Genomic DNA, 15,714 nt, shown 5'->3' with positions numbered 1-15,714 from the left:
AAAAGCTAAATAAATTTTGAACGATGGCATGTTTTTAGCATAAGCACCCTATAGGTGAATATCTATAGGAGCGTGTTATGAATGTGGTGATTATTGGTGCAGGAATGGGAGGTCTAACCACAGGCATTGCATTAAAGAAATTTGGTCACCAAGTTCGCATTTTTGAACAAACTGAAAAAATTCTTCCTGTCGGCGCGGCAATTTCGCTGTGGTCGAATGGTGTGAAATGTCTGAACTATCTGGGATTAACTGACAAAATCGCCAAACTTGGTGGACAAATGGATGATTTGGCCTATGTGGACGGTTTAACTGGAGATGTGATGACACAATTCAGTTTACTGCCATTAATTGAAGAAGTGGGCCAAAGACCTTATCCGGTTGCACGTGCTGATTTACAAAATATGTTGATGGATGAATTTGGTCGTGATCAGATTTATCTAGGCAAAAAAATGGTCAGCCTTGAAGACAAAGCTGATTATGTGGAGGTCCATTTTGCAGATGGCAGTTCAACGCAGGCTGATCTATTAATTGGGGCCGATGGTACGCATTCACTTACACGGACTTATGTGCTCGGTCAGCAAGTGCAGCGCCGTTATGCGGGATATGTAAATTGGAATGGTTTGGTTGAGATCTCTGAAGATTTGGCTCCAGCCCAGCAATGGACGACTTATGTGGGCGAAGGCAAGCGAGCTTCTTTAATGCCAGTTGCAGATGGAAAGTTCTATTTCTTTTTAGATGTGCCTTTACCAGCAGGGTTAGATAATAATCGAGATGAATATAAAAAACTTTTAAAACAATATTTTGTTGATTGGTGTCAACCCGTACAGCAGCTTATTGAACGCTTAGACCCGCAAAAGACTAACCGGGTAGAAATACATGATATTGAACCGTTCACTCAATTTTATAAAGGTCGCGTGGTGATTTTGGGTGATGCTGCACACAGCACGACACCTGATATTGGGCAAGGCGGTTGCCAGGCCATGGAAGACGCGATTTATTTAGCGCGTTCTCTGCAAATTAACACTTTAGGGCTAGAAGATGCTTTGCGACGTTATCAAAACAAGCGCAATGAACGTGCTAATGAATTGGTACTTCGTGCACGCAAACGTTGTGATGTGACGCATATGAAAGATGAAGCCGTTACACAAGCATGGTATGAAGAATTACGTCGTGAACAAGGTGGACATATTATGCAGGGAATTATTAGCAATATTGTGGGTAATCCACTTGATTAAAAACAAAAACAGCAAGGAATTTTCCTTGCTGTTTTATCTTCTAAATTCGGATTTTAGAAGTGGTATTTAACCAGTGCACTAACGTTATTTTCATCTCGACCTTGAAGGCCAAATTTATTATTCCACACTGAGTGCTCGATACCGAGGTATAGGCGTGTATCAGGAGAAATGTGTTTACCTACATTCCATTTCCACTGAGTTGTCCAGTTCAACTCGCTCGCATGGTCGCCTTCAGCAGTTGACCAATCAAGGAAACCATCTACCAAGAAATCTTCAGATGCGAGTTTAAATGGAATACCATAAACGAACGTCATTTGATAATCGTCGTCAGTGTTCTCATTGTTTGCACGGTAGAAGTTTAAATTTGCATATTGGAAATATGGGATATCTAAATCAACTGCAAAACCATAAAGGAAGTTGTCGAAGTTGTTGCCGTCTTCACTGTTACCTTCCCAAGTAGTACTAATGAGTACATCTTTGATTGGGCCATACGACAGTTTTTTACCAGACACTTCGCCTAAACTTAGACGTGGTGATAACTCAAAGTAAGTACTCTTGTGGTCATTTTCACCACGCATGCGGTCCATAAAGAAAAACACATCAGCGTATTTAACTTTTGCTGCATATTCCAAAGTAATCGTGGTTTCTTTGTCATCTACAACTTCATAGTTTTCACCATAAAGTCCAGTCACACTAAAATCTTGCCAGATTGGTTTCGCCTGAACCATGGCAGTTGCAGATAACAAGGCACAAGTCGCCGCAAGTTGCTTTAATTGCATTTAAATGATCTCCCCCCAAATAAAGCACGCTAAGGATACAGGGTCTTAAGCAAAAATGAAGCCAAATTTGATCAACGGTTAAAAAAAAGCCCACCGAAGTGGGGCGCTAAAAATTAAATCTTTAATGAGTATTTCTTGTATTTATTGTTTGGCTTAAATGTGGAGTACGCGAGCTACGAAATGAGGGTAAATGATTAAATAATAAATTCAATAAGATAGCAAAGATACATGTTGAACTAATGCCCGAATGGAACAAAGTTTGTACCCAAACTGGGAAATGAGCATAAAACTCATGGTTAATAATTGGGATCATCCCAGCTGATAAAGCGGTTGCGACAATAATTAAATTTTTCTGATCGTTATAATCTATTTTTGCCAAAGTGCGAATTCCACTCGCTGCAACCGACCCAAACAAGACCAAACCTGCACCACCAAGTACGGGCATTGGAATCGCTGCAATCAAACGACCCATAATAGGTAGTAGACCCAAAATAATCAGAATGACACCGCCTGCTGCGACTACAAAGCGGCTTTTGATGCCTGTAATCGCAACCAGTCCAACATTTTGGGCAAAAGCACTTTGCATGAAAGAACCAAAGATAGGCGCAAAAGCACTCGAAAACATATCGGCACGTACGCCATTGGCGATACGTTTTGAATCGACTTCAGTTCCTACAATGTCTCCGACAGCAATAATATCGGCTGTGGTTTCCGTCATAATCACTAAGGTAACGATTAGCATCGATAAAATTGCACTTAGCTCGAAAGTCGGTAAACCAAATGCAAATAAGTGTGGAAATTGGAGCCATGCGCCTGAACTCACCTGACTAAAATCACCAAACCCCATGAAGTAGGCGAGGGTAGTACCAGCCACAATAGCCAACAAAATTGATAAACGTCGAATGCTTGCTTGCGGCAGCATATTTAGAACAATCACAATGCCTAAGGTCAACAGTGCCAAAGAGATATTTTCTACGCTACCCCAGTCGAGCGCTTTGTTGTTGCCACCCATCATCCAGCGAATTGCAACAGGTAACAAAGACAGACCAATAATCGTGATAACGCATCCGGTCACAACAGGTGGGAAAAAACGAATAATTTTTGAAAAGTAAGGTGCAAGGCATAGTCCAATTAGAGAGGCGGCAATGACCGCGCCGTAGACAGCAGGTAAACCACCGCCTGTAGTGATAATGGCGACCATGGTGGCCACACCCGCAAAAGATACACCCTGTACCAGAGGTAATTTTGCGCCTAAATATTTGGTTCCGATTGTTTGGATCAGGGTTGCCAATCCACCTACAAATAGGGCCGCTGCAATTAACATTCCGATTTGTGCTGAGCTTAAGCCAGCTGCCGTTCCAATAATCAAAGGCGGGGCTACAATGCCACCATACATGGTCAGCACATGCTGTAAGCCGTAAGCAAAACTTTTGGAAATTCCTAAATATTCATGCTCTGGAGAAATCACATTTTTTTGCTGATGATTCATATTTTTCTCCTATTTATAATTGAGTTAGCTACCGCGATAAGTGGAGTAAGCAAACGGACTGATCAGTAATGGAATGTGGTAATGCTGATTGATGTCTTCTATAAAAAATTGGATACAAACACGCGGGAAAAAAGTTTTGACTTGCTGCGATGAAAAATAAGGAGCAATTTCAAATTCAAGCTGATAAGCACCTTCTGCAAAGTCTGTTATTCCAAAATCACTCACTCGACCATCTTGATTAGTGGTTGCTGTCGCTATCAGCTCATGGGTTGCTGCATGAAACAACTTCACTTCTACGTCTGCAGCTGGTTTACCTAAATTCGTATCTAAAATATGAGTGCTGATCATGCTTGTATTTCCTGAGATAGACGTAATAGAGCAATCGCTGCAAGTTGCTCATATACAATTTTTTTTTCGATAGCTAAGTCGTTTTGTAGTCGTTCATGTAGCTTTTTTAAAATTTCATCGCTACTGAGGCCTGCCGCTTTAATTAAAAAAATAAAGCCAAACTTTTGTTCATAATCAAGATTACCTTGAAGCAGAGCTTGTTGTGTTAGTTCATCTAAAGAAATGCCAGCTTGTTCTTTAGATGAAAAATCTTGCTCTTTTGCATTGAGTTGTTTTTTAGCTTGGCGTTCACCAATTTTTGGATGGGTTGCTAAAGCCGCCAGTATCTCTTGCCATGACCACATTTGACTTAACTGTTCTGCATATTCCAAAAGAGATGCTTTTGTTGAATAGGGACGATTTGAGATGATTTTTTCGGCCCATGCTTGAATGTGGACACAGTTTTTTAACAAAGTCTTGAGTTGTTCTGGTGGGGCTTGATTAAACTCGGCTAAAAACACTGTTATTCCTAAACTCGTTATCTTGATATAGAGTTTTAGCAATAACAGTGCCAATAGCGAGTTTTAATTCGCTTAAGGATTTTGAAAATTAAAAATCAATTATTTAGTTATGTGATTTTTATACCAATGTTCAGCAATTTCCTGACGACGACATATCCAGACCCGATCGTGCATTTGAATATAGTCGAGAAATTTCTGTAGTGCTTTAAAACGGCCCGGACGCCCTAAAATGCGGCAATGCATTCCAATCGACATCATTTTTGGTGCAGTTTCTCCCTCTGCATACAACACATCAAAACTATCTTTCAAATATTGAAAAAACTGTTCTGAACTATTAAATCCGCCTGGTGAACAGAACTTCATGTCGTTACATTCTAAAGTGTAAGGAATAATCAGATGAGGACGTGATGCGCCATCAGCATTGGTAAGCGTTGTCCAAAAAGGCAGGTCATCACCATAATAATCTGAGTCATATTGTATTTGTGGAAACTCTGCGAGTAACTGACGTGTATTGGGGCTGTCACGTCCGGTGTACCAACCTATCACTTTATTTTCAAACAGGTTTTCTAAGACAGTTAAAGCCTGCTCCATATGCTGTTTTTCGACTTCAATATCGGTATCTTGATAGTGAAGCCAGCGGTAACCATGAGAAACCACATCATAATCAGCTTGCATAATCGCTTCTACAATATAAGGGTTGCGAGCAAGTGCCATTGCAACCCCAAAAATGGTCATTGGAAGTTTGCGCTTTTGGAATTCACTATGAATGCGCCAAAAACCAGCACGTGAACCATATTCGTACATAGAGTCCATCGACATATGTTTAGCTGGGTAACTTGCAGCGCCAATAATCTCTGATAAAAACTGTTCGGAGCCCTCATCGCCATGCTCTATATGTTTTTCGCCACCTTCTTCATAATTAAGCACAAATTGCACAGCAACCTTGGCATTATTAGGCCATTTAACTTGTGGTGGTTGTCCGTGATATCCGATTAAATCACGTGAATAAGGAGACTTCTGGATTTGCTCAATAAGCTCTGCTCCAGATAGATAAGATTTGGACACGATTGCTCTCCTTTTGTTCAATTTTTCATAAAAATTTAAAAAATCAGCTTGCATATTTTTATAGATGGACTGATATTGAAGGTATGAAGATCTTCAAAATAAATTAAAAGCAGTACGTTTAAGTCAGGAGATAACAAACCATTACACCATCAAAATGTACAATTGAAGTCAGTTCATGCATGCTTAAAACATGCCAACATAAAAAAGTTTTGCATAGAAAAGATCCACAGTAAGAAAGAGAGGATGGTATTTATGAATATTGAAATCCGCACAGATAAAAACATCCATAACAGCGAACGTTTAATTACTTATGTACGTGCAGAACTTACTCAAGAATTCCAACGTCATAGCGAACGTATTACGCATTTTTCGGTTCACTTTAGTGATGAAAATGGGGACAAAGGTGGTGACAAAGATATCCACTGTATGATTGAAGCGCGTCCTTCAGGTTTGAAACCAGTTGCAGTACATCATAAAGCAGGAAATATTGACGCCTCGATTCATGGCGCGATTGAAAAATTAAAACGTAGCCTTGAACATACTTTTGAGAAAAAAGAACACCCGAGAGGTGGTCAACCAGAATTCATTGATGATGAAGTTTAATTTAAAATGCTAAAAAGCCCTTCGGGGCTTTTTTTATATTTGATGAAAATAAAACTATTCACAACATTAGGTTTGCAATGCGATGCAATCAACCTCTAAAATCTTCAGAAGAGATTAGGCATAATAGTCCTAATATATTTTTGAGAGATGGTCATGTTAACCACCCAGCAGCAAGCTTTAATTAAAGCCATAGAAGAATTAGAACTCGCGCAAGTGCAAAAATTACTTGCTGAAGGACTTGATCCGAACTTTATTGATCCGGAACAAGGGCCACCTGTATCAATCATTTGTGATGGAATTTTTAAATGGTGGGAAGATGTATCAGAAGCTTATGAAGCGGGTACACCACTATCAAAAGAAGAAAAGCAACAATCATTACAAGTTTACCTCGATATTCTCGAAGCTTTGATTCAAGCCAAAGCGAATGTACACCTTTGGGATGCGGAAGAGTTTTATGGTCCTTTATGGGATGCGGCAAGCTCGGCATGTGCGCCAGCCGTTCAACGTTTATTAAATGAAAAAGTTGATCCAAACACACGCGATGAAGAAGGACTCACTATTTTATCTTCAATCAGTCAGTTGTTCTTTGATTGTGACTTTGATGAAATAGATTGGTCAGAAGCGCTTCAAGAAGAGCGTGAAACATTAGAATTATTGCGCCAACATGGGGCAAAAATGTCAAAAGAACTAACTACTTGATTGGATAATAGAATGAGAACATTTCAAATTTTAACTTTTGCTTTGACCACTGTTGCCGCAGGAAGTACTTTTGCTGCAGAGTTCTCTTTTGACCGCCCAGGTGCTGGCTTTGGAACAGGGATTACTCCAGTTGGTAAATTGGCTTGGGAACAAGGTTTGCCAAGTGCAACTTATACAGAATCAACGGTTGATGGCGTCAAAGAAAAAACCGTAACTGTAAATGAAGATATGTTATTCCGTACCGGTTTAGCTGATGGTTTGGAATTACAATTAGGTTGGCAAGGTCCAGCATGGACTCAAACTAAACGTGCTGGTAAAAAACATGATAAATCAGGTTTTGGTGATGTCAGCATCGGTTTGAAAAAAGCAATTGATCTAAACGATGAAAATTTATCAATGGCTGTGTTAGCTGAAGCGATCATTGCCACTGGAAATGATGAATTTACTGCACATGACGATATTTATAGCCTAAGTTCAGCAGTCGCTTATAAATATAATGACTTAGTAGGCACATCAATTACCATGCGCTACGAAGTACAAAATAGTAACTGGGCAGTAACTGCAATCCCGACGATTGATTATAAAATCGCAGGTAAGCTGTCAGGTTATTCTGAGTTCATTTACCGTAAAGCTGAAAGCCAAGACTACGAATATGGTCTAGGAACAGGTTTAGTCTACGCAGTAAATGATCGTACTCAGCTCGATGCAAGTATCGGGGTTGATTTAGAGGGTCAAGACAAGAGCTACAACGGTGGCTTAGGCGTGGCATTCTTGTTCTAATCGAAGCAATTTAAATTTATGTTAATGAAAAAGCTTATTCATCAGGGAATTCTTTATTTTCTAGCAGTTGCTGTTTGCATGTTTAGCCAGTTGGTTTCTGCGCAAGATAAGCTACTCTCGCCCGAACAAGCTTTTTCATTTTCGGTTGAATCTTCTGAGCCGCATACTGCGAGTTTGTCTTGGCAGATTCAGCCAAATTACTATCTTTATCAGCATAAATTTTCCGTACAACAAGGTACTCAACCTTTAACTTTAAAGTTACCTAAAGCGGTTGCCCAATATGATGAAAATTATGGGCAAAGTCAGGTTTACTATCATCAAGTTAATTTCCAAATTAAGACTAAGCCTTCAGAGCACTATAGTGTGACTTGGCAGGGCTGTGCCAAAGACCGTATTTGTTATCCACCTCAAACCATTGAGTTTCAAACCGATGCAGATGGCTTGGTGGGTGTGCAAAACCAAGCAGGAACAGCGCCAAAACGATTACTAGATTTAGCGAATACACAATCCGACACTTCCTCGGGTTCAGAATTTTTAGAAAAAGAGCAGAGTACAGAGACAGCAGCTGATACAACTACACCTCAAATTGCGCAAGATCAGATCTGGTCAGCCAAGTTAATTGAACACTCGCTTTGGTATGGAGTTTTATTATTTTTAGGTTTAGGAATGTTGCTCGCATTTACGCCATGTTCTTTACCGATGCTTCCTATTTTAACTTCACTCATCATTCGGGATCATAAAGGTTTAAAAGCTTGGACCATTGCGCTTACTTTTGTGTGTAGCATGGCATTCGTTTATGCAGGCTTGGGTTTAATTGCTTCTTCGGCAGGTTTAAATTTCCAACGCTGGTTACAACAGCCAGCAACTTTAATTGCTTTTAGTTTGCTGTTTATTGTTTTTGCTCTGAACTTATTTGGTTTGTTTGAGCTTCGTTTACCTCAGACATGGTTAAATCGACTTGACCGTATTCAGTCAATGCAACAAGGCGGTACTTTGGTCGGTGCTGGGGTTATGGGTGTCGTTTCTGCGCTTTTGGTGGGGCCTTGTATGACCGCACCTCTCGCTGGAACTTTATTATTTATTTCTCAAACGCAAAATCAGTGGCAAGGTGCTTTGCTTTTATTCTGCCTAGGCTTTGGAATGGGAATTCCGCTATTGCTGGCAAGTATTTTAGGGGCAAAATTCTTGCCTAAAGCGGGCGACTGGATGCATCAGATTAAAGTGATTTTTGCTTTTCTGATGTTGGGATTAAGTCTTTATTTTATTCGTCCTTTACTGCCAGATTTGGGCATGCAAGTGCTTAGCCTCGTATTAGGTCTTGCTTTTATCGCCTATGCCGTTTATCAGTTTTTCTGGAAAAAGGGGCAACTACAATGGCTCTACGCGATTTTATTATTAATCGTTACACCTTTTGTAGCCTATAACCAATATCAACATATTCAAAATCGAACTTTGCAAAGTTCTGCCCACATGGCCGAGTGGCATATTGCAACAACAGCAGCGGACTTTGAAAAAATTTTAGCGGCAGCGCCTACTGATCGGGCTATTGTGGTTGATATCTACGCAGATTGGTGTGTTGCCTGCCAGCCAATTGAGCACCGTATTTTAAAAGCACCAGAGGTTCAATCTGCTCTTGCACCTTATTATTTAATTAAGCTTGATTTGAGCCATTATGATCAGTCGCATGAAGCGCTACTCAAGCAGTGGAATATTTTAGGACCACCGACCTATTTATTTTTAAGTCCAGAGCAAAAAGAGATTCGTGCTTTACGTTTAACGGGCGCTTTTAGTCAGCAAGAGCTTTTGCAGCAACTCGCGAGTTTGGCAAAACTAAAAGAATCATAAGGTATCAATAGTTTCGGTCTGATGAAATGTACGTACCTGATTACGTCCCGAAGCTTTTACCGCATAAAGTGCTTGGTCAGCCTGCCGAATAACTAGATAAGGATCTTGTGCAAAAGCTGAACTGCTTATTCCAAAACTCGCGCTAATGTGAATAGGATTATTTTGAGCGGTAAAAACAGGTAATTCTTGCAAGGCTTGGCGACAACGCTCAGCAATTTTCTCTGCTTGAATAATATCGGTGTGAGGGAGTAATAAAATAAATTCTTCTCCACCAAATCGACCAATAATGTCCTCGCTACGTAAATTCTCAGAAAGACATTGAGCAATTTCAATTAAGACCTGATCACCTTGATGGTGGCCGTATATATCATTAATTTTTTTAAAATGATCGATATCAAGAAGTACCACAGCATAATCAAATTGTTGTTGGTGTAGCGACTCCAAATGCATGTTTAAACTACGTCTATTTAATACATTAGTTAATGGGTCGATTTGGCTTAAACGTTGAATATAAGTTTCTCGCTGACGCCATTGGGTGAGTAATATTTCAAATAAAACAAAACAGGCCAATAAAATAGGCATAATAAAAAAAGCCATACTTCCTAACCAGAAAGAATTGGTTTGGGCATGATCCATGGCTCTAAAATTAAATAGAGGTGCATACGCTAAAGCACCTATCATACTTAAATATGTACATACAGTTAAAATAATTGTCGCAGGTACAAGAGCGCTATAAACAATTTTACGGTCAAATAACACCAAACCCACCCCAATCGTACCCACATAACCGACCATAGTGGCAGGGCTGATACTGCCAATTAAATATCCATCATGACATAGCATAAGTGCAAAGAACTGCACGCTAATGAAAGGAATAACTTTTTGAGCCCAATCATCATTTTTGTAGCGGTAACATGGAATAATCAAAAGGACTAATAAAAATAAGGTAAATAAATTGAGCCAGATTTGTGATTCAACTAAAGGCAGATTTGCCCATTGCCAAACACTTGGTGTAATTAAAATATAGCCTTTCCATAAAATCCAACTGAAATTCATTGCGCAAGCAAGTGTGAGCATCAGTGCGCTTTTTTGTAATGGCGTCCAGTTGATGATGTGATTATTGTGGATGAAATCGATTATCACCTGTTTTATTCTATTTACGGGATAAGTGATTAAACGATTTTTCATAATAAATAAGGGCTCCTAAATATAGATGCCTCTTCGTTAGACCATCCTAAAATTGGATTTTTTCAATAATTTATATTTTAAACATAACATGATTTTCAATTTATATATGATGACTTTTTATAAAGAAAATGATGTGAAAAGTTTTGAGGCCTATTCACATCATTTATAAATAAATTAAGTTTTATCCAGTTCGTGGGCAAATTCAGCAATATCTGCCAATGCTTGTTTTGCTTCATCAAACCACGCATTGAACATCTGGAAGTTATGCCACATGCCCGTATAAAGTTTGAATTGAACTTTAACGCCAGCCTCTTCAGCTTTTTCTCTAAAACGCTTGGCATCGTCTAATAAGATTTCTTTAGAACCCACTTGAACTAAAGTAGGTGGTAGGCCATGCAAGTCATCGAAGATAGGTGAAACACGTGGGTCATCAGCTGCGATATGATTGCCTATATAGTACTGAGTACCTGTTTGTAGGGCTTCAATAGATAATAAGGCGTCGTGCTTTTTGTTAAACCGAAGAGACTCACTCGTGAGTGTTAAATCCAAAAAAGGAGACAACAAGATCAGGCCACTCGGCATGAGTTCAGGTTGTTCTTTCAAACGTAAGCAAAGTGCTAACGCTAAATTTGCCCCGCATGAATCACCCGATAAAATAATATCTTTCGGCTGAATGCCTTGCACCACTAAAGATTGATAGATGTCATACAGAGCTTCAGTTGCCTCAGGGTATGGATGTTCAGGTGCAAGCGGATAGTCCACATGAATAATCTGCATTTGAGTACGGGCAGCTAAATCCGTCATAAAAGCATGATGTGTTTTGACACTACCAAGGAAAAAAGCACCGCCGTGAATGTGAAAAATCAGTTGAGTCGCAGAATCTTGCGGTTTGATTTCTTCACCTTTAATACCTGCTAGTCGAATCGGGCGCACAGAAACATTTTTTTGACGTGGAAAAGCACGACACATCTGATCTAGTACAGGGCGTAAGGCAGTAGCTGGCAAATTTAGCTGGCTTGGCTTACGAATTGTTGTTTTAAGAAAAGTTTCTGTAAAATAATATTTCCAAACATTTGATATATTCATATAGCATCCATTTTTATGCTAGTTTCTTGTTTTCTTGTAAATTTTATTTTGCAAGATTACAAGGTTACACGAAACAGTCACATTCAAAAATTGCAATATCTTTGCGACTTCTGAATACTGAAAATCTTGAAAGACCCAAGGATATTACAAAAATGAAAAAGATTGCTTTAGCTTTAGGACTCATTGGTATGGCTGCATTTGCCAATGCGGCTGATTCACTCAATGGAACGGTATGGAAAACGATTGATGATCAGACCAACAAGCCAAAAGCCGTAGTGAAATTTACGGAACAGAAGGACGGAACCCTAACTGCAACCATCCAAAACATTTTGACACCAGGTGAAGAAAACGCTTGTACAAAATGTGAAGGTCCGTACAAAAACAAACCGCTTAAAGGTGTCACCATTGTACATAATTTAAAAAATGTAGGTGGTAACAGTTATGAAAACGGTACGATTTTAGACCCAAAATCAGGTAAAACTTACAAACTGAAAGGTGAGTTAACCGATGGCGGCAAAAAGCTTAAATTACGTGGTTATATTGGCGTTTCTGCACTTGGTCGTAACCAAACATGGATTCGCGCGAACTAAAAGTTTTAATAAAAAAACGAGCCAAATGGCTCGTTTTTTTAGCCTTGTATATTTTGATAAGCGGTTTCATCAAAACCCACAATAAAACCCTGTGAAGTTTTTAAAACAGGTCTTTTAATCAAACTTGGTTGAGCAATGAGTGCTTCAATCAGGTGATCTTCACTGCTTAGAGCACGGTTTTGTTCTTCTTCTGAAAGCTTGCGCCAAGTCGTTCCTTTTTTGTTGAGAACGGTATCTTTTCCAATTTCTTTTAACCAGATTTTTAAAGTATCTGCATCAATGCCTTGTTTTTTATAATCATGAAAATCATAGTTAAGCCCTTTAGCCTGTAAGGCATCAAATGCTTTTTTCATTGAGTTACAGTTTTTAATTCCATAAATTTTTAACATTTTATCGGACCATGTCAAAAAGAGAGAGCACACAGCCTAACCCAAAAAGCTTTGAAGCACTACTTATACCGATACTTTTAAAACAAATGAAAATTAATGATTAATCGAAAGAAAAATGTCATGTTATTGTCATAAGACATGGTAATAATGAGCTTAATAAGAAGAAGTTAAAACTAAAAGAACTTAGCGCAAAATAAGAGACAGAAAAGAGAAAACCCGCATTTAATCATCCTGATCATGCGGGTCTCATTTCAACGTCCAATGTCACATCCTTGCAAATAAACTTATCATAAGTTTATTTTATCTTCCTACGGCGTCCTATCCTTTTGCGTCATCCTGACTGCTTCCCTGTGCCGTGGGGCTATAATGCCGTTAAAGCTGTGTAAGAAAAATACTCAAAAACGACATATGCTGTAAGCGAAAACGACAATGTAAGTGAACGAGTGTTCACTTATTCTTGAATTTTATAGTCGATAATAACGGGTGCATGGTCGCTAAACCATTGATCTTTATAAACCCATGCGTTAATTGTACGTGCTTTCCAGTCTGGCGAGCATGCATGGTAATCAATACGCCACCCTACATTTTTTGCACGAGCTTGACCGCGATTTGACCACCATGAATAAAGTTCTGCTTCTGTGCGAACTACACGGAAGGTATCGACATAGCCAAGTTCATCATAGATATGGTCAAGCCACGCACGTTCATGTGGTAAACAACCAGAAGATTTCTGGTTACCTGACCAGTTTTTGATATCTATTCGTTTATGAACAATGTTGTAGTCACCACAAATGATGACTGACTTGTTTTCATCACGCCATTGTTTCAAGATTTTTGCGTATTCACCTAAAAATAAATCTTTACGTGCTTGCGCTTCTTCACCACTTGAGCCCGAAGGTAAGTATAATGATGCAATATGTACTGGATGTGACAAACCTAAATCGAATTCCGCAGAAATAAAGCGGCCTTGACTGTCAGCCAGCTCAAACCCTAAACCATCTTTAACAGAGACGAAGGGTAGGCGGCTATATATCGCAGTCCCCGCGTAACCTGCACGCTCTGCTGGAAAGAGATGGGTATGCCATCCCTCGGGTCTAAATTTCTCAGTCCATTGTTCATGGGTAATGCGGCTTTCCTGCATGCATACGACATCGGCATCTGATTGTTCTAACCATTCAAGTAAGCCTTTCGTCACTGAAGAACGTAAGCCATTTACGTTAATGGAAACGACTCGAAGAATTTTTACATCACTTGGATACTGATCCTTTGGTATCATGCGAAAATTTAACCTCAATTGTGAATTTGGAGCACCTCATGACAACGCCTGTGTCATTTCACCCGCAAGCATTTATCGAACTCGCATTATCACGCGGTGTGCTTAAATTTGGTGAGTTTACTTTAAAATCTGGACGCGTGAGTCCTTATTTTTTTAATGCAGGCCTACTCAACGATGGTGAAGCTTTATCTCTTTTAGCGCAAGGCTATGCTGATAAATTAACACAATGTGAAAATGTTGATGTGATTTTTGGACCAGCTTATAAAGGCATTCCGTTTGTAGCAGCGACAGCTGTTGCTTTGTCTCAAGTCCATAACAAAAGTGTGCCATGGGGCTTTAACCGTAAAGAAGCAAAAGATCATGGTGAAGGCGGTGTATTAGTTGGTGCTGCGGTTGAAGGTAAAAAAGTCTGGATTATTGACGACGTAATTACCGCAGGTACAGCGATTCGCGAAGTGGTAACAATTTTAAAAAATGCTGGTGCAACTATTGCGGGTGTGTTGGTTGCGCTAGATCGTCAAGAACGTGGTCAAGGTGAACTTTCCGCAATTCAAGAAGTTCAAAAAGAATTAGAAATCCCTGTGCATGCACTGATTACCATGAAAGATTTAATGGATTATTTGGAAGCGAAAGGCGAAAAAGAAGCGTTAGCAAATATGCAAGCTTATCGTGAAAAATATGGTATCTAAGTCTATATTGAATTGAAAAAAGGAAGCGATGGCTTCCTTTTTCATTTATCAGAGGATTAAATTGTTGAGTAGATCTTATTAAATTTGAAAAAAATGGGTTGAATCATAGTCGTGGAACGTGAAAAATCATGAAAAAGCCCGATCGAGTTGACTGGGTTTTAGTAAGTGAAATAAGAAATTGATTTAAAAAGAATTTATTATGACTGCATTATGTTAACTCTAGAATTTCTTAAATTAAAAGAAATCAAGTTTTTATTTTTGAGGACTCTTAAATTTTATATATTCCATCTCAATACTAATATAACTGAATTATTTAAATATCTTTATGAAGCATTCAATTTTAGCGTTAATCTTGTAAAATATGAACATGATAAAAAAAGAGCAGCTATCACATTGGCAAGGTCAGATGGCTATTGGTTTGGGTTACGGTTATTTTTGTGGACAAGCAGGAGATAACAGACCACATCGACATCTTGCGCATCAGATCACTTTTCCCCTAGATCCACTACAATCTATGCAGATTATTGGATACGAGCAGTTATATACGGGTAGGGGTTTTTTCATTCCAGCAAATACTGTGCATCAGTTACAGAAAGGCAAGTATTGCTCGATTTATTTGGATGGAACTTATTATTTAGGGCAGGCTATACACCAATTTTTTGCCTCAACTTCTCAGATACAAATACTGCCAACAACGCTTCTGGAGCAATTGCGGCTTTATTTTTTGCATACTAATAATATTACCAACGCCTTTGCTCAATTACAGTGCTATTTTGATTGTATGGTCGCTAGTGAACGTGCTCAATTAATGAATGGCTATATCTATCAACATCTATTATATAATCATGTTCCTTCACGTCAGGAGCTGGCAGCGTTACATCATTTATCTGAAAGTCGTCTAGCACATTGGTTCAATTCCCATTTTGGTATCTCATTACGTAGTTATCGCAAGTGGTTACGCTTGATTATTGCACTTAAAAATCTACATGAAGAAAATAATTTAACTGCAGCAGCGTATCAGAGTGGCTTTACCGATCAAGCACATTTTTCTAGAACCTGTATGCAAATGTTTGGTATACCACCTTCGGCTGTCAAAAACATTCAAAACAAGATGATCTTGTTGCCTGAATCTTAAGTAAATTCACTTTTTAAA

At 39.0% G+C, this 15,714-nt stretch carries 17 protein-coding genes; 8 read left to right on the top strand and 9 right to left on the bottom strand.

All coding sequences use genetic code 11. The annotated features are described in order from the left end of the window. The first annotated feature begins 77 nt into the window (after window positions 1-77). Window positions 78-1,235, top strand: a complete 1,158-nt coding sequence (hpxO, locus tag J690_RS12555; RefSeq protein WP_005078689.1) for an FAD-dependent urate hydroxylase HpxO — start codon at window positions 78-80, stop codon at window positions 1,233-1,235. Window positions 1,236-1,288: 53 nt separating this feature from the next. Here the strand turns inward: hpxO and J690_RS12550 are convergent, their stop codons facing one another. The 5 genes from J690_RS12550 to puuE all read right to left on the bottom strand — a co-directional run bounded on the left by J690_RS12550 (window position 1,289) and on the right by puuE (window position 5,416). After that, window positions 1,289-2,014, bottom strand: a complete 726-nt coding sequence (locus tag J690_RS12550) for an outer membrane protein OmpK (RefSeq protein WP_032036160.1) — start codon at window positions 2,012-2,014, stop codon at window positions 1,289-1,291. 121 nt (window positions 2,015-2,135) lie between these two features. After that, window positions 2,136-3,503 (bottom strand): nucleobase:cation symporter-2 family protein, encoded by a 1,368-nt coding sequence (locus J690_RS12545; protein WP_032036159.1) that lies wholly within the window; start codon window positions 3,501-3,503, stop codon window positions 2,136-2,138. 24 nt (window positions 3,504-3,527) lie between these two features. Further along, on the bottom strand, window positions 3,528-3,851 hold the full coding sequence (gene uraH / locus J690_RS12540) for a hydroxyisourate hydrolase (RefSeq protein WP_005066767.1): 324 nt from the start codon (window positions 3,849-3,851) through the stop codon (window positions 3,528-3,530). After that, window positions 3,848-4,351 (bottom strand): 2-oxo-4-hydroxy-4-carboxy-5-ureidoimidazoline decarboxylase, encoded by a 504-nt coding sequence (gene uraD / locus J690_RS12535; RefSeq protein ID WP_032036157.1) that lies wholly within the window; start codon window positions 4,349-4,351, stop codon window positions 3,848-3,850. The genes uraH and uraD overlap by 4 nt, the downstream gene beginning before the upstream one ends. 99 nt (window positions 4,352-4,450) lie before the next feature. Further along, complete coding sequence (gene puuE, locus J690_RS12530; protein WP_032036155.1) at window positions 4,451-5,416, bottom strand: allantoinase PuuE; 966 nt, start codon at window positions 5,414-5,416, stop codon at window positions 4,451-4,453. Between the two features lie 252 nt (window positions 5,417-5,668). On the opposite strand from puuE, the gene J690_RS12525 reads away from it, so the two are divergent. The 4 genes from J690_RS12525 to dsbD all read left to right on the top strand — a co-directional run bounded on the left by J690_RS12525 (window position 5,669) and on the right by dsbD (window position 9,343). Further along, the gene (locus J690_RS12525) at window positions 5,669-6,019 is read left to right on the top strand and encodes an HPF/RaiA family ribosome-associated protein (protein ID WP_001019316.1); all 351 of its coding nucleotides are present in this window, start codon (window positions 5,669-5,671) and stop codon (window positions 6,017-6,019) included. A 153-nt stretch (window positions 6,020-6,172) separates the two neighbouring features. Then, a complete protein-coding gene (locus J690_RS12520) occupies window positions 6,173-6,718 on the top strand; it encodes an ankyrin repeat domain-containing protein (protein WP_005066773.1) in 546 nt (181 codons plus the stop codon). Between the two features lie 12 nt (window positions 6,719-6,730). Then, window positions 6,731-7,498 carry a transporter gene (locus J690_RS12515; protein ID WP_032036153.1) on the top strand — a complete coding sequence of 256 codons (768 nt, stop codon included), beginning with the start codon at window positions 6,731-6,733 and terminating at the stop codon, window positions 7,496-7,498. An 18-nt stretch (window positions 7,499-7,516) separates the two neighbouring features. Next, on the top strand, window positions 7,517-9,343 hold the full coding sequence (gene dsbD / locus J690_RS12510) for a protein-disulfide reductase DsbD (protein WP_032036152.1): 1,827 nt from the start codon (window positions 7,517-7,519) through the stop codon (window positions 9,341-9,343). Here the strand turns inward: dsbD and J690_RS12505 are convergent. Next, entirely contained in the window at window positions 9,338-10,531 is a 1,194-nt protein-coding gene (locus J690_RS12505) for a GGDEF domain-containing protein (RefSeq protein WP_032036150.1), read from the bottom strand. The two genes, dsbD and J690_RS12505, sit on opposite strands and share 6 nt — an antisense overlap. A gap of 174 nt (window positions 10,532-10,705) precedes the next feature. Beyond that, window positions 10,706-11,617 (bottom strand): alpha/beta hydrolase, encoded by a 912-nt coding sequence (locus J690_RS12500; RefSeq protein ID WP_032036148.1) that lies wholly within the window; start codon window positions 11,615-11,617, stop codon window positions 10,706-10,708. 152 nt (window positions 11,618-11,769) lie between these two features. On the opposite strand from J690_RS12500, the gene J690_RS12495 reads away from it, so the two are divergent. Further along, window positions 11,770-12,207, top strand: coding sequence for a DUF2147 domain-containing protein (locus J690_RS12495; protein ID WP_002121971.1), 438 nt, complete (start codon window positions 11,770-11,772; stop codon window positions 12,205-12,207). A 38-nt stretch (window positions 12,208-12,245) separates the two neighbouring features. On the opposite strand, the gene J690_RS12490 is transcribed toward J690_RS12495, so the two are convergent. Next, on the bottom strand, window positions 12,246-12,596 hold the full coding sequence (locus J690_RS12490; RefSeq protein WP_032036146.1) for an arsenate reductase: 351 nt from the start codon (window positions 12,594-12,596) through the stop codon (window positions 12,246-12,248). 451 nt (window positions 12,597-13,047) lie between these two features. After that, entirely contained in the window at window positions 13,048-13,872 is an 825-nt protein-coding gene (locus J690_RS12485) for an exodeoxyribonuclease III (protein ID WP_002122009.1), read from the bottom strand. Between the two features lie 38 nt (window positions 13,873-13,910). Between J690_RS12485 and pyrE the strand changes: the two genes are divergently transcribed. Further along, window positions 13,911-14,561, top strand: a complete 651-nt coding sequence (gene pyrE / locus J690_RS12480; protein WP_000211305.1) for an orotate phosphoribosyltransferase — start codon at window positions 13,911-13,913, stop codon at window positions 14,559-14,561. Window positions 14,562-14,928: 367 nt separating this feature from the next. Beyond that, window positions 14,929-15,696, top strand: a complete 768-nt coding sequence (locus tag J690_RS12475; protein ID WP_050688050.1) for a helix-turn-helix domain-containing protein — start codon at window positions 14,929-14,931, stop codon at window positions 15,694-15,696. Window positions 15,697-15,714 lie beyond the last annotated feature (18 nt).

This window comes from Acinetobacter sp. 742879, from assembly GCF_000588535.1.
Classification (GTDB): Bacteria; Pseudomonadota; Gammaproteobacteria; order Pseudomonadales; family Moraxellaceae; genus Acinetobacter; species Acinetobacter pittii.
Note: the sequence above shows the minus strand (reverse complement) of the source record. Positions and strands in the feature narration are given on the sequence as shown.